The 20986-nt window shown below is 68.0% G+C and carries 20 protein-coding genes and 2 tRNA genes; 9 read left to right on the top strand and 13 right to left on the bottom strand.

The features are described from left to right. Positions 1 to 96 precede the first annotated feature (96 nt). Entirely contained in the window at positions 97 to 1893 is a 1797-nt protein-coding gene (gene pknB / locus BM028_RS07500) for a Stk1 family PASTA domain-containing Ser/Thr kinase (RefSeq protein ID WP_302847563.1), read from the top strand. 148 nt (positions 1894 to 2041) lie between these two features. Here the strand turns inward: pknB and BM028_RS07495 are convergent, their stop codons facing one another. Next, complete coding sequence (locus BM028_RS07495; RefSeq protein ID WP_092385589.1) at positions 2042 to 2686, bottom strand: anthranilate synthase component II; 645 nt, start codon at positions 2684 to 2686, stop codon at positions 2042 to 2044. Between the two features lie 82 nt (positions 2687 to 2768). Here BM028_RS07495 and BM028_RS07490 point away from each other — a divergent pair, with 82 nt between their 5' ends. Beyond that, positions 2769 to 3023, top strand: coding sequence for a cell division protein CrgA (locus tag BM028_RS07490; RefSeq protein ID WP_070417459.1), 255 nt, complete (start codon positions 2769 to 2771; stop codon positions 3021 to 3023). A 340-nt stretch (positions 3024 to 3363) separates the two neighbouring features. On the opposite strand, the gene BM028_RS07485 is transcribed toward BM028_RS07490, so the two are convergent. Both BM028_RS07485 and BM028_RS07480 read right to left on the bottom strand, forming a co-directional pair. After that, positions 3364 to 4218 carry a rhomboid family intramembrane serine protease gene (locus tag BM028_RS07485; RefSeq protein ID WP_071294232.1) on the bottom strand — a complete coding sequence of 285 codons (855 nt, stop codon included), beginning with the start codon at positions 4216 to 4218 and terminating at the stop codon, positions 3364 to 3366. Positions 4219 to 4226: 8 nt separating this feature from the next. Next, positions 4227 to 4766, bottom strand: a complete 540-nt coding sequence (locus BM028_RS07480) for a peptidylprolyl isomerase (RefSeq protein WP_070417461.1) — start codon at positions 4764 to 4766, stop codon at positions 4227 to 4229. Between the two features lie 117 nt (positions 4767 to 4883). On the opposite strand from BM028_RS07480, the gene BM028_RS07475 reads away from it, so the two are divergent. Then, positions 4884 to 5456 carry a hypothetical protein gene (locus BM028_RS07475; protein WP_083295136.1) on the top strand — a complete coding sequence of 191 codons (573 nt, stop codon included), beginning with the start codon at positions 4884 to 4886 and terminating at the stop codon, positions 5454 to 5456. A 535-nt stretch (positions 5457 to 5991) separates the two neighbouring features. Here the strand turns inward: BM028_RS07475 and BM028_RS07470 are convergent. The 10 genes from BM028_RS07470 to dnaA form a co-directional block, all read right to left on the bottom strand. Continuing rightward, positions 5992 to 6064: transfer RNA gene (locus BM028_RS07470), tRNA-Ala, on the bottom strand. A 32-nt stretch (positions 6065 to 6096) separates the two neighbouring features. Then, positions 6097 to 6173, bottom strand: a tRNA-Ile gene (locus BM028_RS07465). 76 nt (positions 6174 to 6249) lie between these two features. Continuing rightward, complete coding sequence (locus tag BM028_RS07460) at positions 6250 to 6657, bottom strand: DUF3566 domain-containing protein (protein WP_070417462.1); 408 nt, start codon at positions 6655 to 6657, stop codon at positions 6250 to 6252. Then, complete coding sequence (gyrA, locus tag BM028_RS07455) at positions 6650 to 9298, bottom strand: DNA gyrase subunit A (protein ID WP_070417463.1); 2649 nt, start codon at positions 9296 to 9298, stop codon at positions 6650 to 6652. Before gyrA ends, BM028_RS07460 begins: the two co-directional genes overlap by 8 nt. Positions 9299 to 9415: 117 nt before the next feature. Continuing rightward, positions 9416 to 11419 (bottom strand): DNA topoisomerase (ATP-hydrolyzing) subunit B, encoded by a 2004-nt coding sequence (gene gyrB / locus BM028_RS07450; protein WP_070417464.1) that lies wholly within the window; start codon positions 11417 to 11419, stop codon positions 9416 to 9418. Positions 11420 to 11551: 132 nt separating this feature from the next. Continuing rightward, on the bottom strand, positions 11552 to 12052 hold the full coding sequence (locus tag BM028_RS07445) for a DciA family protein (RefSeq protein WP_092385587.1): 501 nt from the start codon (positions 12050 to 12052) through the stop codon (positions 11552 to 11554). Beyond that, entirely contained in the window at positions 12052 to 13287 is a 1236-nt protein-coding gene (gene recF, locus BM028_RS07440; protein WP_092385585.1) for a DNA replication/repair protein RecF, read from the bottom strand. Before recF ends, BM028_RS07445 begins: the two co-directional genes overlap by 1 nt. 30 nt (positions 13288 to 13317) lie before the next feature. Next, entirely contained in the window at positions 13318 to 14205 is an 888-nt protein-coding gene (gene gnd, locus BM028_RS07435) for a phosphogluconate dehydrogenase (NAD(+)-dependent, decarboxylating) (RefSeq protein WP_092385584.1), read from the bottom strand. A gap of 70 nt (positions 14206 to 14275) precedes the next feature. Beyond that, positions 14276 to 15421 (bottom strand): DNA polymerase III subunit beta, encoded by a 1146-nt coding sequence (gene dnaN, locus BM028_RS07430; protein ID WP_070417468.1) that lies wholly within the window; start codon positions 15419 to 15421, stop codon positions 14276 to 14278. 473 nt (positions 15422 to 15894) lie between these two features. Then, positions 15895 to 17361: a chromosomal replication initiator protein DnaA gene (dnaA, locus tag BM028_RS07425; RefSeq protein WP_070419317.1), complete on the bottom strand. Its 1467-nt coding sequence runs from the start codon at positions 17359 to 17361 to the stop codon at positions 15895 to 15897. Between the two features lie 504 nt (positions 17362 to 17865). Here dnaA and rpmH point away from each other — a divergent pair. Genes rpmH through rsmG form a run of 6 tightly spaced genes read left to right on the top strand, consistent with a single transcriptional unit; the run spans position 17866 to position 20922 of the window. After that, on the top strand, positions 17866 to 18003 hold the full coding sequence (gene rpmH, locus BM028_RS07420; protein WP_058724833.1) for a 50S ribosomal protein L34: 138 nt from the start codon (positions 17866 to 17868) through the stop codon (positions 18001 to 18003). A 39-nt stretch (positions 18004 to 18042) separates the two neighbouring features. Beyond that, a complete protein-coding gene (gene rnpA, locus BM028_RS07415; protein WP_092385582.1) occupies positions 18043 to 18405 on the top strand; it encodes a ribonuclease P protein component in 363 nt (120 codons plus the stop codon). Further along, on the top strand, positions 18402 to 18782 hold the full coding sequence (gene yidD / locus BM028_RS07410) for a membrane protein insertion efficiency factor YidD (protein WP_175496019.1): 381 nt from the start codon (positions 18402 to 18404) through the stop codon (positions 18780 to 18782). The genes rnpA and yidD overlap by 4 nt, the downstream gene beginning before the upstream one ends. A gap of 8 nt (positions 18783 to 18790) precedes the next feature. After that, positions 18791 to 19765 carry a membrane protein insertase YidC gene (yidC, locus tag BM028_RS07405; protein ID WP_070417471.1) on the top strand — a complete coding sequence of 325 codons (975 nt, stop codon included), beginning with the start codon at positions 18791 to 18793 and terminating at the stop codon, positions 19763 to 19765. Next, positions 19766 to 20281 (top strand): Jag family protein, encoded by a 516-nt coding sequence (locus BM028_RS07400; protein ID WP_175473651.1) that lies wholly within the window; start codon positions 19766 to 19768, stop codon positions 20279 to 20281. Further along, positions 20278 to 20922, top strand: a complete 645-nt coding sequence (rsmG, locus tag BM028_RS07395; protein WP_092385580.1) for a 16S rRNA (guanine(527)-N(7))-methyltransferase RsmG — start codon at positions 20278 to 20280, stop codon at positions 20920 to 20922. Before BM028_RS07400 ends, rsmG begins: the two co-directional genes overlap by 4 nt. The last annotated feature ends 64 nt before the right edge of the window (positions 20923 to 20986 follow it).

The following is a 20986-nucleotide window of genomic DNA, read 5'->3' as shown; positions in this document are numbered from 1 at the left end:
CACCGTTGCGTAACGGTTCGGTCGAGCCCCCCGTCACCAGCGTCTCACCAGCGAAGCCTGCCGTACACTTGCCCGGACGGACATTCGGAGGAGTACGTGCCAGAAGGTGTGACCGCGGGGATCACCCTCCTCGCCAACCGCTACGAGATCGGTGACGTCATCGGTCGGGGCGGCATGGCCACTGTGCATCTGGGCAACGACACCCGGCTCGGACGCAAGGTGGCGGTGAAGCTGCTGAAGCCCAGCCTCGCCAACGACCCGGCGTTCCGCACGCGCTTCCGGCAGGAAGCCCAGGCGGCCGCCCGCATGGCCCACCCCACCATCGTCCGCGTCTACGACGCCGGCGAAGAGACGGTCACCGAGACCTCCGGTGCCGAGGTGCAGGTGCCCTTCATCGTCATGGAGTACGTCGAGGGCCGTCCGCTCTCCGACATCATCGGCGATGGCCCGGTCGCCCCGGACGAAGCCGTGCGCATCACCGAGGGCATCCTCACCGCGCTCGAGTACTCGCACCGTGCCGGCGTCGTGCACCGCGACATCAAGCCCGCGAACGTCATGGTGACGCACTCCGGCCACGTCAAGGTCATGGACTTCGGCATCGCCCGCGCCATCACCGACACCTCCGCGACGGTCGCCCAGACGACCTCGATCCTCGGTACCGCGTCGTACTTCTCCCCGGAACAGGCCCGCGGCGAGACCGTCGACGCCCGTACCGACGTCTACTCCACCGGTGTCGTGTTCTTCGAGCTGCTCACCGGCCGCCCGCCGTTCCTCGGCGACACCCCCGTCGCCGTCGCTTACCAGCACGTCAGCGAACAGCCCGTCGCTCCGTCATCCCTCACGCCCGAGGTCTCGCCGGCGCTCGACGCGGTCACGCTGCACGCCCTGGTGAAGGACCGCACGCGCCGCTACCAGAACGCGGCGGAGTTCCGGACGGAACTGCAGCAGGCCGCGGCGGGCAAGGTCCCCGCGTCGACCCGCAAGCTCCAGCAGCAGGCCGCCCACGACGCCTCGACGGTGCTGTTCGGTGTGAACCCCCGGACGACCTCGAACCCCGCGGTGGCCTTCCGCGAGCTCGACGACGACACCGCCGAGCACCGTCCACAGCGCACCCAGAACCGCCCGCCCGTCGCCTGGATCTGGGTCGGCATCATCCTGACCGCGGCGGTCATCGTGGCGGTCGTGTTCTTCGTGGCGAACCTCGGTCCGGGCAAGCCTCCCGTCACGTCCTCGGTCAGCGTGCCGAACGTCGTCGGTGCGACCTACGACTCCGCGGCCTCCGCGCTCGGCAAGAAGGACCTCGTCCCCGTCAAGGTCGAGGAGAACTCCGACGACGTCGACCGGGGATCGGTCATCCGCACCGAGCCCGGCTCCGGCACGAACGTCGCGCGCAAGCAGAACGTCCGCGTGATCGTCTCGCTCGGCCCCGAACAGGTCGCCGTCCCGGACCTCGCGGGGCAGGCGCAGGACGCAGCGCAGAAGACCCTCGAGCAGGCGGGCTTCGCCGTCGGTGCGATCAACTCCGACTACTCGCCCGACGTGCCCGAGGGGACGGTCATGAGCACCGACCCCGCCGCCTCGTCGCAGCACACCAAGGGCACGGTGGTGAACCTGACGGTGTCGAACGGCAAGGTCGAGTTGCCGAACGTCACCCAGCAGCCGTTCTCCACGGCGAACGCGACCCTCGCCCAGCTGGGGCTGAAGGTCACGCCGGCGCCGTCGTACTCGTGCATCGGTGGCACCGTGACGCAGCAGAGCGCCCCCGCCGGCGACATCGCGCAGGGCAGCACCGTGACGCTCACGTACTGCGCCGGCTCGGCGCAGCCCTCGCAGCCGCCGGCGACGGATGCACCCGCCGACGCTGGCAAGGACGGCGGCGACGACGGTCAGTGACCTGACCGCGTCCTGACGGATGCTCCGCGGCGGGGGTGCGCCGTGCCTCCTGTCCGGCGCCGTGTCGGCCTGCCTTCCCGGAGGCGCGGCTCGACCCCGCCACATCCCGACCGTCCCGCAGGGCGGTCGCGTCAGTGGCCCGCCGCTGTCAGGCCCGGTGGGCCGCGATGAGCGGGTTCAGGCCCGCAGCGCGTTCTGCTGCACCGGCGAGGCCGGTCGTCTCGAGCCAGTTGCCGACCATCCGGTAGCCGCCCTCGGTGAGGACCGACTCCGGGTGGAACTGCACGCCGTACACGGAGTGCTCGCGGTGCTGCACGCCCATGATGACGCCGCCACCGGTCCGGGCGGTCACCGTGAGCTCGTCGGGGACCGTGCCCTCGACGATCGCGAGCGAGTGGTACCGCGTCGCCGTGAAGGGATGCGGGACGCCGGCGAAGAGGGGGCTGTCGTCGTGGTCGACCTGCGAGGTCTTGCCGTGCATGAGTTCCTCGGCGTGGGTGACCGTCGCACCGAGCGCCTCGGCGATGGCCTGGTGGCCGAGGCACACACCGAGCAGAGGCTTGTCCGCGGCGATGGCGGCGTGCACGGTCTCGACGGAGACGCCGGCGTCCGCGGGCGTCCCGGGGCCGGGAGACAGGAGCACACCGTCGTACTCGGCGATGCGGTCGGCGATCTCGGACGCGGGGAATGCGTCGTTCCGGACCACGTCGGTCTCCGCCCCGAGCTGCTGCACGTAGCCGTTCAGCGTGTAGACGAAGCTGTCGTAGTTGTCGACGACGAGGATCTTGGTCATGGTCGGTTCACCGTACTCGTGGGGGATGTGTGCGGCGGGCTGAGAGGCTTCCCACACCCGCGGTCACGGTAGGATACCGGCCATGGCCAAGGACAAGGACCGCACCAAGCCCGCCCGGACGACCCGAGCCGACTCGGTCGACACCGCGGGGGACCAGCCGAACCCCGTGTGGTTCAAGCCGGTCATGTTCGGTTTCATGCTCATCGGCCTCGCCTGGGTGATCGTCTTCTACATCTCGAACACGACGCTGCCGGTGCCGTCCCTCGGTTCGTGGAACATCCTCATCGGCTTCGGCATCATGTTCGTCGGCTTCCTGATGACCACGCGCTGGCGGTAGCACCCCGGCCACACACCTCTCGACGCCCGTCGCACCTGCTGGTGCGGCGGGCGTCGTCGTTCGTGCGGTTGTCCACAATGCAGTCGCCCCGCCGTGGCCCTTGTCCCCACCTCCGCGCGCGTTCTCCACAGTTCTCCACACTCTCCACACATCCATCCACACCCCCGTCCCGGAGTTATCCACAGCGGACTCCACAGTGGGGATAATCACATGCGTGTAACTCACCGCGTTCTCCACAGCTGTGGACAACTCGGTCGTGCACGTGTGGAAAAGCCCTCCCGGACGCACGAACGCCCCGCCGCTGAGCGACGGGGCGTCCGGTGGTGCTGCTGTGCGGCTGTCAGCCGATCGTCACCGCGTAGCCGACGGCAGTCAGGGCGATGCCCACGACGGCGGCGGCGACCAGCAGTGCGATCTGCAGCGGACGCTGGCGGATGTTGCGGGTCCGTGCGAACACGAACCCGACCACGAAGCCGCCGATGATCCCGCCGACGTGCGCCTGCCACGAGATGTTCGTGCCGGGCAGGAACCCCACGACGAGGTTGAGTCCCATGATGACCAGCAGCTGCACGGCGTTGTTGCCGAGACTGCGCTGCAGGACGAAGAACGCCGCGAACAGCCCGAAGATCGCGCCGGACGCTCCGACCACCCACGTGCCAGGGGCCAGGAACGTCACGAGCATCGACCCGAAGATCCCGGTGATGAAGTAGAGCGCCAGGAACCGCCAGGCCCCGAGCATGTTCTCCAGCATCCGGCCGAAGATCCACAGCGCCCACATGTTGAACAGGATGTGGAAGAGGCCCGAGTGCACGAAGAGCACCGTCACCGCTCGCCACGGCTGCGAGGGCAGGAGCAGCGAGTTGTAGGCGAACAGGTTCGTGAAGAACCCGCCCGAGACCTGGTCGAGCAACCAGATCGCGACCGAGACGGCGACGATCACGACCGTCGCCTTCTGGTCGAGCATGGCGAAGCGCCGCCGGGCGACCGTCAGGCCGCTGGGGCCTCCGGACGCCCGACGGTTCGCCTGGAACTGCGCACGCTGCTCGCGCACGCACTCAGGGCAGTGCACCCCGACCGCCGCCGGCGTCTGGCACTCCGGGCAGATCGTCCGCCCGCAGCGCTGGCAGAGCACGAAGCTCTGCCGGTCCGGATGCCGGTAGCAGGTGTTGTTCGGGTTGTACGCCTGATCGGTCACGTGGTGGCTCAGACGTCCTCGACGTCGATGCTCTGGATGACGACGTCCTCGAGCGGCTTGTCACGGCCGTCGGTCGCCACACCCTCGATCGCGTCGACGACCGCGCGGGACTCGTCGTCCGCGACCTCGCCGAAGATGGTGTGCTTGCCCTGCAGCCACGGCGTCGCCACCGTGGTGATGAAGAACTGCGAGCCGTTGGTGCCGCGGCCGCCCTGGATGCCGGCGTTCGCCATGGCGAAGATGTACGGGTTCTGGAAGGTGAGCTCCGGGTGGATCTCGTCGTCGAAGCGGTAGCCGGGTCCGCCGATGCCCTGACCGAGCGGGTCGCCGCCCTGGATCATGAAGTCCTTGATGATGCGGTGGAAGACGACACCGTCGTACAGCTTGTCGGTCGAGACCTTGCCCGTGCCGGGGTGGGTCCACTCCTGCTTGCCCGTCGCGAGGTCGACGAAGTTCTTGACGGTCTTCGGAGCGTGGTTGCCGAACAGGTTGACGCGGATGTCGCCCTTGTTCGTGTGGATCGTTGCGACAGCGGTGTGCAGAGACATGTTCCGATTCTCGCATGTACTGCTGACGGTCAGACGGATCACACAGGTGAGGCTCCGTGACCTGTCAGGCACTGCGGTGGCAGGATGGGGGTCACGCCGTTCCGATGGAGGTACCAGATGACGACGATCGAGATCCCGCGCAAGCGCCGGAAGCAGATCAAGAAGCTCAAGGGCCAGACCGCCTCGCTCCTCGGCGAGCAGCGCAAGGTCCTCGAGCACGCGAACGCGATCCTTGCGGAGGCGCGGTCCCACGCCGTGGACACCGCTCGCAAGGACATCGCTCCGCGAGTGCAGAACGCGATCGACAACGGCATCCGTCCGGCTGTCGCCACGGGGGTGCATGCTGCCACGAGCGCAGCGCAGAGTGCTTCGCACCGCTTCCAGTCCGAGGTCGTCCCCGGACTCGTCGCGACGGCGGGCTCAGTCCTCAGCGTGGGTGACCTCGCGAAGGACCCCCGCGTCAAGAAGATCGTGAAGAACGCCCAGAAGAAGGGCAAGAAGGCCAAGAAGGCTGCGGAGAAGTACGTGCCGCACCAGAAGAAGGGCATCGGCTTCGGCGGTGTCGCGCTGATCGTGGTCGGTGTCGTCGCCGTGGCGGGCGCCGCCTACGCCGCGTACCAGACGCTCCGCGCGGACGACGACCTGTGGGTCGCCGACGACGCTGACACGGCGGAGAAGCCTGCCGCCTGACCTCCCGGTTCGCACGAAGGGCCCCGGCACGCGCCGGGGCCCTTCGTCGTCCGTGGGCCAGCGGCGCGCCGGCCGTGGCCGGAGCGGCGAGCGGGCAGAATACGTCCCGTTCACCCCGCCGAAGCGGCCGTTCGTGCCCACTCGGCGCACGACCCACGGCATGTCGTGCCCGCTCACCGGCCCGGCGTCGGCCCGGCGGCGGACGGGAGGCACGCGGTAAGCCCGCCCCGCGCCTCCCGTCCGCCGTCGCGTTCGGCCCACCCCGCCACGCGGCGAGGTCGCACGACCCGCCACGCACGTCCACCGGGTCCACCCGGAGCGCTGTCGCGGTCGCACGACGCGCCGCTCACGTCCACCGAGGTCCCGCCAACGGCCGCCAAGCCGGCGCGAGATGCCACAATCGGCAAACCTCGAGCCCGCAAGAACGTCGCGCAACGGAACCGATCGCGGAGCGGCGCGCCGAAGGCGCAGACGAACACGACGACCGAGCGAGGCGAAGCGAGGAACGAGCGGAGCATCGCTCACGCCGAGGGAGTGGAGCCTGGGAGAATCGAACTCCCGACATCCTGCTTGCAAAGCAGGCGCTCTACCAACTGAGCTAAGGCCCCGTGACACCCATCGTACGGAGTGTCGGAGGAAGTGGTGGGGCTACAAGGACTTGAACCTTGGACCTCTTCGTTATCAGCGAAGCGCTCTAACCGCCTGAGCTATAGCCCCTCAGACCGGATGAAAGCCTACCGTACGGATCTCGCAGAACGAAATCGAGGCGGTCGGCCCATCCGGCCCGGGTGTGTCAGTTGTTCGTGAAGCCGACGAGCAAGCCGCCGGTGATCCGCACACTGAGGTTGTAGAGGACACTCACGATGGCGCCGAGCACGGTGCCGACGACCACGTTGAGGATGCCCACGACGATGGAGAACCCGAGCACCTGGCCCAGCGAGAACTGGTCCATGATCGAGTAGTTGTTCTGCCCGGTGACGTCCTTCAGCAGGGCGTCGATCTGGGTGAAGACACCGGTCTGGTTCAGGATGACCCACACCAGCGCGGTGGCGACGACGATCACGATCGAGCCGGCCAGGGCGATGAGGAAGCTGAGCTTCACCATCGACCAGAAGTCGACGTACACGAGCCGCAGCCGCACCTGACGGGTGCCGACGGGCCGCTTCGCCTTCTTCTGGAGCTTCTCGGCGACACTACTCATTGCTTGACTGGTCCTCTCCGGCCACGGTGTCCGTGGGCACTGTGTCGGCGGGGTCGGCGGCCGCTTCGTCCGGGCTGACCGTCTCCACCGGGCCCGCAGGCTCGATCTCGGCGTCGTCCTGGTCGTCCAGGTTCCGCTCTGTGTTCCGGGCCACCGCGATGATCCGGTCGTTCTCCGCGAACCTCGCGAAGACCACACCCATCGTGTCGCGACCCTTGGCGGGCACCTCGGCCACGGCAGACCTTACCACCTTGCCCGATTGCAGCACGACGAGCACCTCGTCGTCCTCGCCCACGATGAGAGCACCCACAAGGTCGCCTCGGTCGGCGGCCAGCTTGGCCACCTTGATGCCGAGACCACCACGGCCCTGCACGCGGTACTGGTCGACCGACGTGCGCTTCGCGTAGCCGCCCTCGGTCATGACCCACACGTAGCCGTCGTCCGAGACGACCCGGGCTGCGAGCAGCGAGTCGTCGTCGCGGAAGGACATGCCCTTCACACCGGAGGTCGAACGACCCATCGGGCGCAGGGTGTCGTTCGTCGCGGTGAAGCGCAGCGACATGCCGTGCTTCGACACGAGCAGGAGGTCGTCGTGCTCGTCGACGAGGAGTGCCTGCACCAGGGTGTCGCCGTCGCGCAGGTTGATCGCGATGATGCCACCGGTGCGGTTCGTGTCGTACTCGGTGAGCGGGGTCTTCTTCACGAGACCGTGCGCCGTGGCGAGCACGAGGTACTGCGCCGCCTCGTAGTCGCGGATGTCGAGCACCTGCTGGATCTGCTCGTCCGGCTGCATGGCGAGCAGGTTCGCGACGTGCTGACCCTTGGCGTCGCGGCTGGCCTCCTGCAGCTCGTAGGCCTTGGCGCGGTAGACCCGCCCCTTGTCCGTGAGGAAGAGGAGCCAGTGGTGCGTCGTCGTCACGAAGAAGTGCTCGACGATGTCGTCGGCGCGCAGCTGCGCACCCTTGACCCCGCGTCCGCCGCGGTGCTGCGACCGGTAGTTGTCGCTGCGCGTCCGCTTGACGTACCCGCCGCGGGTGATGGTGACGACCATCTCCTCTTCGGGGATGAGGTCCTCGATGGACATGTCGCCGTCGAAGCCGAGCAGGATCTCGCTGCGGCGATCGTCGCCGAACCGCTCGACGATCTCCTCGAGCTCGTCGCCGATGATCGTGCGCTGACGGGTCTCCGACGCCAGGATGTCCTGGAAGTCGGCGATCTTGCGCTCGAGCTCCTCGGCCTCGTCGTGGATCTTCTGCCGCTCGAGGGCGGCGAGACGACGGAGCTGGAGCTCGAGGATCGCGCGCGCCTGGATCTCGTCGACGGACAGCAGGTCCATCAGGCCGGTGCGGGCCTCTTCGACGTCGGGCGACCGGCGGATGAGCGCGATGACCTCGTCGAGGGCGTCGAGCGCGGCCAGGTAGCCACGGAGGATGTGGGCGCGCTTCTCGGCCTCGCGCAGCCGGAACTGGGTGCGGCGGACGATGACGTCGATCTGGTGGTCGACCCACGCCGAGATGAACCCGTCGAGCGCGAGGGTGCGGGGCACGCCGTCGACGATCGCGAGCATGTTCGCGCCGAAGTTCTCCTGCAGCTGCGTGTGCTTGTACAGGTTGTTGAGGACGACCTTGGCGACGGCGTCGCGCTTGAGCACGATGACGAGGCGCTGACCGGTACGACCCGAGGTCTCGTCGCGGATGTCCGCGATGCCGGCGAGCTTGCCGTCCTTCACGCCCTCGGCGATGCGGATCGCGAGGTTGTCGGGGTTCACCTGGTACGGGAGCTCGGTGACGACGAGGCAGGTGCGACCCTGGATCTCCTCGACGTTGACGACCGCACGCATCGTGATCGAGCCACGACCGGTGCGGTAGGCGTCCTGGATGCCCTTCGTGCCGAGGATCTGCGCCCCGGTCGGGAAGTCCGGGCCCTTGATCCGCTGCATGAGCGCGCCGAGGAGCTCTTCACGCGTGGCGTCGGGGTGCTCGAGCGCCCACTTGGCGCCCGCAGCGACCTCGCGCAGGTTGTGCGGCGGGATGTTCGTCGCCATGCCGACCGCGATGCCGACGGACCCGTTGACCAGCAGGTTCGGGAAGCGTGCCGGCAGGATCGCGGGCTCCTGCGTGCGACCGTCGTAGTTGTCCTGGAAGTCGACGGTGTCCTCGTCGATGTCCCGGACCATCTCCATGGCGAGCGGCGCCATCTTGGTCTCGGTGTACCGCGGGGCAGCGGCGCCGTCGTTGCCCGGGGAACCGAAGTTGCCCTGGCCGAGCGCGAGCGGGTACCGGAGCGACCACGGCTGCACCAGGCGGACGAGGGCGTCGTAGATCGCGCTGTCACCGTGCGGGTGGAACTGCCCCATGACGTCGCCGACGACGCGCGAGCACTTCGAGAAGGCCCGGTCGGGACGGTAGCCGCCGTCGAACATCGCGTAGATCACGCGGCGGTGCACCGGCTTCAGTCCGTCACGGACCTCGGGCAGGGCACGACCGACGATGACGCTCATCGCGTAGTCGAGGTACGAGCGCTGCATCTCGAGCTGCAGGTCGACCTGCGAGATGCGGTCACCGGAGACGACGATGTCCCCGCTGTCGCCGTGGACGATCTCGGGCTGCTCGTCGGCGCCGTTCTCGTTGTCGTCAGCCATGTGGCTTCGTTCCCTTTCTGGACAGCCTGGAGGCTGTGGTTCCGTCAGTCGCGCCGGGCGCGACCACAGGTGGTCAGGACTGGTCCGCGCGACTCACGCCGCGCCTCCAGGCCAGGATCAGATGTCCAAGAACCGGACGTCCTTCGCGTTCTGCTGGATGAACTGGCGACGGGACTCGACGTCCTCACCCATCAGCGTCGCGAAGACGCTGTCCACCGCGGCGGCGTCCTCGAGCGTGACCTGCAGGAGCGTCCGGGTGTCCGGGTTCATCGTGGTGTCCCACAGCTCCTTGTAGTCCATCTCGCCGAGACCCTTGTAGCGCTGGATCCCGTTGTCCTTCGGGATGCGCTTGCCGGCGGCGAGGCCGGCCTGCATCAGGGCGTCGCGCTCCCGGTCGCTGAACACGTACTCGTGCGCCGAGTTCGACCACTTCAGGCGGTAGAGCGGCGGCTGCGCGAGGTACACGTAGCCGCGCTCGATGAGCGGCCGCATGTAGCGGAACAGCAGGGTGAGGAGCAGCGTCGTGATGTGCTGGCCGTCGACGTCGGCATCGGCCATCAGCACGATCTTGTGGTACCGGGCCTTGTCCGGGTCGAAGTCCTCGCCGATGCCGGCGCCGAACGCCGTGATCATCGACTGGATCTCCTGGTTGGCCAGGGCACGGTCGAGGCGGGCCTTCTCGACGTTGAGGATCTTGCCGCGCAGCGGCAGGATCGCCTGCGTCATCGGGTTGCGACCCTGCACGGCGGAACCACCGGCGGAGTCACCCTCGACCATGAAGATCTCGGAGACCGTCGGGTCCTTCGACTGGCAGTCCTTGAGCTTGCCGGGCATGCCGCCCGACTCGAGGAGGCCCTTGCGACGGGTGGTCTCGCGCGCCTTGCGTGCGGCGAGACGGGCCTGCGAGGCCTGGATCGCCTTGCGCACGACGTCGCGGGCCTGCGTCGGGTTGCTCTCGAACCAGTGGGTGAGCTCGGTGCCGACGACGCGCTGGACGAAGCCCTTCGCCTCGGTGTTGCCGAGCTTGGTCTTCGTCTGCCCCTCGAACTGCGGCTCGCCGAGCTTCACGGAGATGACGGCCGTCAGCCCTTCGCGGATGTCGTCACCCGTGAGGTTGTCGTCCTTCTCCTTGATGATCTTCGCCTCGCGCGCGTACTTGTTGACCAGGTACGTCAGCGCCGCGCGGAAGCCCTCTTCGTGGGTGCCGCCCTCGTGCGTGTTGATCGTGTTCGCGAAGGTGTGGACGCTCTCCTGGTAGGAGGTGTTCCACTGCATCGCGACCTCGAGCGCGATCTTGCGCTCCGGGTCCTCGGCCTCGAAGCCGATGACGTCCGGGTGCACCAGGTCGGCCTTCTTCTGGGCGTTGAGGTACTCGACGTAGTCGGCGAGGCCGCGCTCGTAGAGGAACGAGTCGTGCCGTGCCTCTTCACCCTCGGCCGGGGTGCGCTCGTCGGTCAGGGTGATCCGCAGACCCTTGTTGAGGAAGGCCATCTGCTGGAAGCGCGTGCGCAGGGTCTCGTAGTCGAAGACGACGGTCTCGAAGATGTCGGCGTTCGGCCAGAAGGTGATCGTGGTGCCGTGGCCGTCGTCTTCCTCGTCCTTCGACAGGGGCGCGACCGGGACGCCGTCGGTGTAGCTCTGGCGCCAGACGTGGCCCTGCTGGCGGACCTCGACGTCGAGCTCGGAGCTCAGTGCGTTGACGACCGACGAACCGACGCCGTGCAGGCCGCCGGACACCGCGTACGCGCCGCCGCCGAACTTGCCGCCGGCGTGCAGGACGGTGAGCACGACCTGGACGGTCGAGACGCCCTCGGCAGCGTGGATCCCGACGGGGATGCCACGGCCGTTGTCGACCACGCGGACGCCGCCGTCTTCGCGGATGGTGACGTTGATCGTGTCGCAGTAGCCCGCGAGTGCTTCGTCGACGGAGTTGTCGACGATCTCCTGCACGAGGTGGTGCAGACCACGGGGACCGGTCGACCCGATGTACATGCCCGGACGCTTCCGGACGGCTTCGAGTCCCTCGAGCACCTGGATCTGGTCTGCGCCGTACGCTGGATCGCTCTGCGGGGTCGCCTCGCCGGACGAGTTCTGTCGGTCGTCGTCAGATCCGGATGTCATTCGAAGGTGCTCCTGCCTGCGCGCGGAACACCCGCGCACTGCACCTCTCAGTCTACCGCAGGACCCCCTCCTCCGAGGGCGGATTCCGGCCGTGGACGGCCTTTTTTCGTCCTCCCGGACGATTTCGTCGCCCTACCCGTAAGTGTCGCGGGGACCGCGCCCCTGAACCGTCCTGGGACCGCGTTTCCAGGTGGGGGCGTCGGGGCCCGAAACCCGGATCGACTGCACCCCCGCCTCGGGGTGCCGCTCGGCGATGGTCGTCGTGACGGTGTTGCGCATCAGTCGGAGCTGGGTCGCCCAGGCCGTCGAGTCGCACCGGATGACGAGTGCACCGTCGTCGATGGTCACGGGTCGGGAGTGCTTCGCGAGTTCCTCGCCCACCACGGCGGGCCAGTCCACGAACAGCTCGGACCGGGCGAGGGGCTCGGTCCAGCCCAGTTCCTGCGCGAGCGAACCGACGACGTCACCGAGTCCGGCGGGCTCGCGACCGCGACCGTAGGGCACGGAGTCGGGGTCGAGTCCCTTCATACGGCGCCGGCGCGCGTCGACGCCGCGCTTCGAGGGGTCGCCGAAGACGGCGCGGAGGTGCCGGTAGACCCGTGAGGGCTCGGTGGGTCTCGACGGCTTCGGCATCAGACGTCAGCCTCCGCCGGGTGGTCGCCCGGGTCCTCGGTCGGACTGGAGGCGCGGCTCGGCTCCGCCTCGTCGGTCACGATCGTGCCCGCTTCGATCCGGACCGTGTGCGCGGCCAGCTGCTCGGGCACGTCACCGAACACCGCCGCGGTGATGAGCACCTGCTCGTAGTCGGCGACCGCCCCGGCCAGGCGTTCCCGGCGGGACTCGTCGAGTTCGGCGAACACGTCGTCGAGGATGATGATCGGATCCCCCAGGCTCGACTCCGCGCGGAGGATCGACGCACTGGCCAGCTGCACGGCGAGCGCGAACGACCACGATTCCCCGTGACTGGCGTAGCCGCGGGCAGGTAACCCGTTCAGCTGGAAGAGGACGTCGTCGCGGTGGGGACCGACGAGCGTCAGGCCGCGGTCGAGCTCGTCGCGTCGACGCCGTTCGAGTGCTGCTCGGAAGGCATCGGCAGCCGCGGTGACGGTGACCGGCTCGTCGGGTGTCCCGAGGACGGGATCCGTCGCGGCCGCGTCCTCCGGGTCGCCGCCGCGGACGCTCAGGACGCCGGTGATCGACGCCTCGTGCCGTTCGCCGGCGACGGTCGCGTAGGCCTCGGCCACGAACGGGGCGAGCCGCCGGGTGAGGTGGTCACGGGCGGCGATGATCTCGGCGCCGAACGCCACGAGTCGCTCGTCCCAGACGTCGAGCGTCGCGAGCGAACCCGCCTTCGCACCGGTCGCCCGGGCCGACTTCAACAGGGTGTTCCGCTGCCGGAGCGTCCGGTCGTAGTCGGCGAGGACGCCCTGCATGCGCGGGGCGATCTGCCCGAGGAGCTCGTCGAGCATCCGGCGTCGGCCGGCCGGTTCGCCCCGGACCAGCGCGAGGTCCTCGGGAGCGAAGAGGACGCTCGTGCAGTAGCGCGGGAGCTCGCGGGGCTTGATGGCCGAGCGGTTCACCTGCGCCCGGTTCGAGCCGGTGCGGTTGATCTGGACCTCGGCGAGGATGCTGCGGTCCTCGTGCGCGAGCCGAGCGCGGACGATCGCCGCGTCGCAGCCCTGCCGCACGAGTGCCGCGTCCGTCGGGACCCGGTGCGATCCCAGGGTGGAGAGGTAGCCGATCGCCTCGACGAGGTTGGTCTTGCCCTGTCCGTTCCGGCCGACGAACAGGTTCGGCCCGCGTGCGAGGTCGACCTCGGCCTCCCGGTAGTTCCGGAAGTCCGTGAGTTGCAGGTGGTCGACGTGCACGCGGGCCGTGGCCGGGTTGCCCCGGTTGGACTACGCCTTCTTGACGGCGTGGCCGCCGAACTGGTTGCGGAGCGCCGCGACGGCCTTCATCGTCGGGGACTCGCTGCCCTGACGCGAGACGAAGCGGGCGAACATCGCCGCGGAGAGCGCGGGCATCGGCACCGCGAGCTCGATCGCCTCTTCGAGGGTCCAGCGACCCTCGCCCGAGTCGTCGACGTAGCCCTCGAGCTCGTCGAGCTTCGGGTCCTCGTTGATCGCGAGGACGAGGAGGTCGAGCAGCCAGGAGCGGACGACCGTGCCGCGCTGCCATCCGGCGAAGACCGCCGGGACGTCGTGGACGATGTCCTTGGCCTCGAGGAGCTCGTAGCCCTCGCCGTAGGCCTGCATGATCGCGTACTCGATGCCGTTGTGGACCATCTTCGCGTAGTGGCCCGCGCCGACGCCGCCGGCGTGCGAGAAGCCCTCTTCGCGCGGGCCCTCGGGACGGAGCGCGTCGAAGACCGGCATGGCGAACTCGACGTCCTCGGGGGCGCCGCCCACCATGAGGCCGTAGCCGTTCTCCTTGCCCCAGACGCCACCGGAGACGCCGGCGTCCATGTAACGGATGCCCTTCGCGTCGAGCTGCTTGGCGTGCACCTCGTCGTCGAGCCACTTCGAGTTGCCGCCGTCGATCACGAGGTCGCCCTCGCTCAGGACGTTCGACAGGTCGGTGATCACGTCGTCGGTGATCTTGCCGTGCGGGACCATGACCCACACGAGCTTCTTGCCCTCGGGGAGCGCCGCGGCGAGTGCGCCGAGGTCGGCGACGTCCGAGACGGCGGGGTTCGCGTCGTAGCCGGTGACCTCGATGCCTGCGTTGCGGAGACGGGCACGCATGTTGTTGCCCATGCGACCGAGGCCGACAAGACCGATGTGCATGATTTCCTCTTCTGTTCGTCGTCGCGCTGATGCAGGGATGGCGCGTCAGCGCAGTGTTCGGCTGTTGCGCTTACCGCAGCAGGAGATTGGGCTGCAGCAGGTACCGGTATCCGTCCGCGGCCGGGGCCTCTTGCGAGGTCTGGCCGGTGATGAGCACCGGGCCCGGCTTGTTGGGGTTCTCCGTCTTGGTGAAGGAGATCCGGACGAACTCGGAGTGCACCGCGTTCAACCCGTCCAGGAGGAAGGCGGGCTTCAGCGAGACCACCGTTTCCTCACCGGTCAGCAACGCACTGATCGACTCTGACGCCTGCGCTTGTTCGGAACCGATCGCTTCGAGCGTGAGCCCGTCGACCGTGAAGGAGAACCGGAGGGCGGCTTCGCGCTCCAGGACGAGGGAGACCCGCCGGACCGCCTCGACCAGTTCCGCGGTGTTGATCACCGCGTGGTCCTGGACGGTCTCGGGGAAGAGCCGGCGCACCGGCGGGTAGTTGCCCTTGATGAGCAGCGAGGTGACGGTCTTGTCGTCCGCGTGGAACGCGATGAGCTCGCGGTCGGACGAGCCGCTGATCGACACCGAGACGGTGGACGCCGAGCCGAACGTGCGGCCCACCTCTTGCAGGGTGCGGGCCGGGACGAGCGCGTGCAGCGGGTCCGACCCGACGCGGCCGGAGTCCCACGCGATGGTGCGGACGGCGACACGGTAGCGGTCCGTCGCGATGAGCGAGAGGTCGTTGTCGCCGACCTCGAGCTGGACGCCGGTGATCACGGGGGTGACGTCGTCGCGGCTGGCGGCGACGGCGACCTGGGACACGGCTTCGGAGAAGGCGTCGCCGGGGATCACGCCGGTCTGCTCGCCGATCTCGGGGAGCGTCGGGTACTCCTCGACCGGCATGGACAGCAGCGTGAAGTGCGCCGACCCGCAGGTGACCGAGATCTTCGAGTCCTCGGTGGTGAAGGTGACCGGGGCGTTCGGCAGGCGGCTCGCGATGTCGTTGAGGAGCCGGCCGGAGACGAGCACCGTGCCGGGGTCGTCGATCTGCGCGGCGATGGACGTCTGCGCCGAGACCTCGTAGTCGAACGACGAGAGCGTGAGTCGATCGCCGTCGGCGTGGATGAGGACGCCCGAGAGGATCGGGAGGGTCGTGCGCTGTGGGAGGAGCTTCACCGCGAAGGAGACGGCTTCGGAGAAGACGTCCCGGTTGACCTCGAACTTCACAGCTGGAACCCCTGTCGATCGGTTGGACTGTCCGGCCGCCCCATTGTGGCACAGCCCGGCGAGGCCCGGATTTCTTGTCATCCCGCCGTCCACAAGGTTGGCCCGCTGAGATCAATCGTTAACCAGGAGTAATGGTGTTAACGCCTGTGCACACTGTGGATAACCCTGTTAACACCGCTTGTCCACAGGGAACTACACACGTGTGAGTTGTGAGTGGTGTGTGGGCGGCGTCTGGATGAATGAATCTCATCTATCCACTTCCATCCCCAGTCTCCACAGGTGGCCCCTCCGCTGTGAACAACCGACCGGCGTGTCCTCCACAGTTATCCACAGGCTTTCCACACTGTGTGAAGTCCGGCGTATGGAACCGTCTCAGATGGTGGATGCGCGCGGAAGCAGGCCGATCTGACGGTCGTCAGCCGCGCCTCCAGGGCCCTACCAGATGTGCGCAGCGCGACGCAACGCGACGTGCGTCAGCGGTAGCGGCGGTCCTGCTTGATGCGGCTGGTCAGCTCCGTGACCTGGTTGTAGATCGAGCGACGCTCCTTCATGAGCTCCGCGATCTTCTTGTTGGCGTACATGACCGTGGTGTGGTCCCGGTTGCCGAAGAGCTGTCCGATCTTCGGCAGCGACAGGCTCGTCATCTCACGGCAGAGGTACATCGCGATCTGCCGCGCCGTGGCGATCGCCTGCGAGCGGGAGGACCCGTAGAGGTCGTCGACGGAGAGCTTGAAGTACTCCGCGGTGTGGTTGATGATGTCCGTCGGCGCGATCACGTTGTCGTCGTCGAGCGTGATGAGGTCCTTGAGCACCGTCTGCACCAGGGCCATGTCGACGGCCGTCCGGTTGAGGCTCGCGAACGCCGTGACGCGGATCAGGGTGCCCTCGAGCTCGCGGATGTTGCTCGACACCTTCGACGCGATGAACTCGAGGATGTCGTCGGGCACCTGCAGGTGGTCCGACTGCGCCTTCTTGCGGAGGATCGCGATGCGGGTCTCGAGGTCCGGCGCCTGGACGTCGGTGATGAGGCCCCACTCGAAGCGGGAGCGCATCCGGTCCTCGAACCCGGTCAGGTGCTTCGGTGCGACGTCCGACGTGATGACGACCTGCTTGTTGTGGTCGTGCAGCGTGTTGAAGGTGTGGAAGAACGCCTCTTGCGTGGAGTCCTTGCCCTGCAGGAACTGGATGTCGTCGATCAGCAGGATGTCGATGTCGCGGTACCGCTGCTGGAACTGGTTCGACCGGTTGTTCGCGATCGAGTTGATGAAGTCGTTCGTGAACTCCTCGCTGGACACGTACCGCACCCGGATCCCCGGGTAGAGGCTCTCGGCGTAGTGGCCGATCGCGTGCAGGAGGTGGGTCTTGCCGAGGCCCGAGTCGCCGTAGATGAAGAGCGGGTTGTAGGCCTTCGCCGGCGCCTCGGCCACCGCGACCGCCGCCGCGTGGGCGAAGCGGTTCGACGAGCCGATGACGAAGTTGTCGAAGTTGTACTTGGGGTTGAGCCGGGACTCGGGGCGACCGCTGGTCCCCGGGGAGTCGATCTGGCTCGGGACGAACGGCGCCTCGATGTACTGGCGGGGGGCCGCACTCTGCTCGACGGCTTCCTGCACCGGCTCGGCGTACTCGGGGACGTTGCTCGTGACCTGCGTGTCGACCCGCGGCTCGGACGCCATGTCCGGGTTCACCGTGATGGCGAAGTTCGCGACCGTGTCGTCACCGATGCGGGAGACGGCCTCGGTGATCGGGATGCGGATCCGCTGCTCGAGCATGCCGCGGGTGAGGTCGTTCGGCACCTCGAGGTAGAGGGTGCCGGCGAGCACGCCCTTCGGCTCGACCAGGTTGAGGAAGCCGTGCAGCTGCGGGGTGATGCGGTCGTCCTCCGAGAGGAGTCCGAGGACGGATGACCAGAGGTCCTCGACGGGGTCGGCCGGCATCGTCATGTCGCGCTCGTCTCCTGATGTCGTGTCGTGCTCGTCGCTGGTGCTCGTCTGCACTGGGTGTCCACCGCCGCCGGACGGACCGGCGCAGCGTCGACCGCCGGATCGTTCCTGGCGGGTCGTCGTGAGTCCGGGTGGCATCGTCGACGTCCCGGACACGTGTCGTCCCGCATGGTGGTCCACAGGGTTGTCCACAGTCTTGTCCACGACCGGCGCGAGCCGCACGACGAGGGGAATCCCCCGTCGTACCGGGCCGCTGGCCGGTCGATCACCCCACTGTAAAGGACTCGAGCGCGTCGTACCGAACGCACGTTTTCCCCAATGTGGATAATGAACGTGCGCACCGCTCCCGCGGTCGGGTCGACGACGGCGTTTGACCTGCTCGCCCCTGTCACGTACCGTTAACCAGTTGACTGCGGCCGTTCGGTCGCGCCCATCTGCGTCGTTCGGCACCGAGCGACTACACATACGTGACGGCTCGCCGCGAGCAGCCGTGTGGAGAACATCATGAGCAAGCGCACCTTCCAGCCGAACAACCGCCGCCGCGCCAAGAAGCACGGCTTCCGCGCCCGCATGCGCACCCGTGCCGGCCGCGCCATCCTGGCCGCACGTCGCGCCAAGGGCCGCACCGAGCTCAGCGCCTGATCAGGCTCCCCGCCTGATCTCGTCCTCCGGTACCGACTCGTGTTGGCCCGCGCCAACCGGATCGTCCGAGGTGACGACTACCGGTCCGTCGTGCGTCGTGGTCGCAGAAGCGCCACGGCGCACGCCGTCGTATCGGTGGTCCGTCGCACCTCGGGCGACCCGTCGAGCGGTACCGGTCCGACACGGTTCGGGTTCATCGTGGCGAAGACGGTGGGCAACGCCGTGACCCGGAACCTGGTCAGGCGTCGCCTCAAGGCGATCGCGCACGGACTGCTCGCCGACATCCCCGTCGGCTACGACGTGGTGGTCCGCGCACTGCCAGCCGCTGCGCAGGCCGGATGGCCTACCCTGCTCGAAGACGTCTCGCGCTCCTGTACGCGTGGTGTGGAGAAGGCAGCATGAACCGCAACCTGTGGACCCGGCTCGCCTGGGCCGTCGCGTTGCTCCCGCGCAACGTGTGCGTCATCGTGCTGCGCGCCTACCGTGCCGTGATCTCACCGCTCTACGGCAACGTCTGTCGGTACCACCCCTCGTGCTCCCGGTACGCGCTCGAGGCGATCCAGCAGTTCGGCGTCGTCCGCGGATCCGCCATGGGTGCATGGCGCATCGCACGGTGCAACCCCTGGGCAGCCGGGGGCATCGACGACGTCCGTGCACGGCGTCGCCCCTACGACGTCAACCGGTTCGGGTTCGTGCTCGCACCGACCCAGCCGCAGCCGCAGCCCACGGGTGGTTCCACCCTGCCGGTCCTGCTCCCCCAGCGCACTCGAAAGGCGTGACAGTCCCCATGGACCTCGGATTCATCGGAACGATCCTCTGGCCGCTCAAGTGGGTGGTCTCGGCCATCCTCGTGGGCTTCCACTGGATCTTCGAGAGCATCGGCATGGACCCCGGAGCCGGCATCACCTGGGTGCTCTCCATCATCTTCCTGACCTTCGTGGTGCGCGCCGCGCTCATCCCGATCTTCGTGCGCCAGATCAAGTCGCAGCGCCGCATGCTCGAGGTGGCGCCGCAGCTCAAGAAGATCCAAGAGAAGTACAAGGGCAAGAAGGACCAGTTCTCGCGTGAGGCCATGAGCCGCGAGACCATGGCGCTGTACAAGGAGACCGGGACGAACCCGCTGAGCTCCTGCCTGCCGCTGCTGATCCAGATGCCGATCTTCTTCTCGCTGTACTCGGTGCTGCACGAGGCGCAGATCAACAAGACGGGCATCGGCCTGCTCACGAACGACCTCGCCGCGTCGTTCGGCAACGCATCGCTCTTCGGCGCTCCCCTGCACGAGACGTTCACGAACGCCTCCGGCTGGGAGGTCCGGGTCATCGCCGGCGTCATGATCGTCGTGATGACCGCCTCGCAGTTCATCACCCAGCTGCAGCTCGTCGCGAAGAACATGTCGCCGGAGACCAAGGAGTCTCCGATGTACCGCCAGCAGAAGATGATGCTGTACATCCTCCCGCTGGTGTTCGTCATCTCCGGTCTGTCGTTCCCCCTCGGCGTCATGTTCTACTGGCTCGCCTCGAACGTCTGGACGATGGCGCAGCAGTACTTCGTCATCCGCAGCATGCCGACCCCCGGTTCCGAGGCCGCACTCGCTCGTGAGGCACGTCTCGCGAAGAAGGCGCAGCGTCGCGGTGCGGCCACCCCGGTCCTCGCTGAGGCCGGCGCCGGGGCCGGTGCCGCCGAGATCGAGGCCGTCCGCGTGACGACCCAGCGGCAGCAGCCGGTCGGCAAGAACCGTGCCAAGAAGAACGGGAAGAAGTAAGTGACCGAGCAGGACACCGCGGACGCCGTGGACACCACCGTCGACACCTCGACCGCGACCGTCGACGACGACGCCCGCGACGAAGCCGACATCGCGGCGGACTACATCGAGGAACTCCTCGACATCTGCGACCTCGACGGCGACATCGAGATCGAGGAGCGTGCGGGCCGCGTCTACCTGTCCGTCACGGACGAGGGCGACGCGCTCCGCGTGCTGTCGAAGCCGGACACCGTCTCGGCCCTGCAGGAGCTCACGCGCATCGCCGTCCAGGCCGAGACCGGCGAGTTCAGCAGGCTGATCCTCGACGTCGGCGGCTCGCGCGATGCTCGTGCGTCCGAACTGCAGCGGCTCGTCGACACCGCCATCGAGCGCATCGAGGCGGGCTCGACCACGGCTGCACTCCCCGCGATGTCGTCGTACGAGCGCAAGCTGGTCCACGACCTGGTTGCCGAGAAGGGCTTCCACTCGGAGTCCGAGGGTGAGGGTCGGGACCGCCACACGGTCGTCACCCGATGACCGAGACCGCGCCTCCCGTCCTCGAGACGGAGCCTGCGGCCGCTGCGACGCTCTTCGGCGATCGCCTCGACCTGGCGCGTTCCTTCACGAACGAGCTTGCTCGACGCGGTGAGGAGCTCGGCCTGATCGGCCCGCTCGAACTGCCGCGCTTGTGGACGCGACACATCCTCAATTCTGCGGTGCTCGCTCCACTCCTGGAGGAACGGGGCCGGGTCGCCGACGTCGGTTCCGGTGCTGGACTCCCCGGCCTGGTGCTCGCGATCGCCCGGCCCGACGTGCACCTCACGCTCATCGAACCGATGGAACGGCGAGTGGATTGGCTGACGTCAGAGGCCTCGCGCCTCGGCCTCGACAACGTCGAGGTCGTCCGTGCCCGTGCTGAGGACGTCGCCGACGACATCGTGGTCGACCAGGTGACTGCTCGGGCCGTCAGCGCGTTGTCGAAGCTGATCCCCCTGACCGTGCCCCTGGTTCGATCCGGTGGCCAGCTCATCCTCATGAAGGGCGCCCGCGTCGAGGACGAGATGGAGAAGGCCCGAAAGGTCATCCTCCGGAAGCGTCTCGCCGATGTCGAGGTGCTCGAGCTCGGAGTCGGTGTGGTCGAGGAGACCACGCGCGTCTTCCGGGCTACAGTTGACTGACGCTGCGGCTCGGGCCGGTTCGACCGGCCACCAGTGGCTCCGCGTTCCACGTGAAACACCGAAC

The sequence above is a fragment of the Curtobacterium sp. YR515 genome (assembly GCF_900113095.1).
In the GTDB taxonomy this organism is placed as follows: Bacteria; Actinomycetota; Actinomycetes; order Actinomycetales; family Microbacteriaceae; genus Curtobacterium.
Note: the sequence above shows the minus strand (reverse complement) of the source record. Positions and strands in the feature narration are given on the sequence as shown.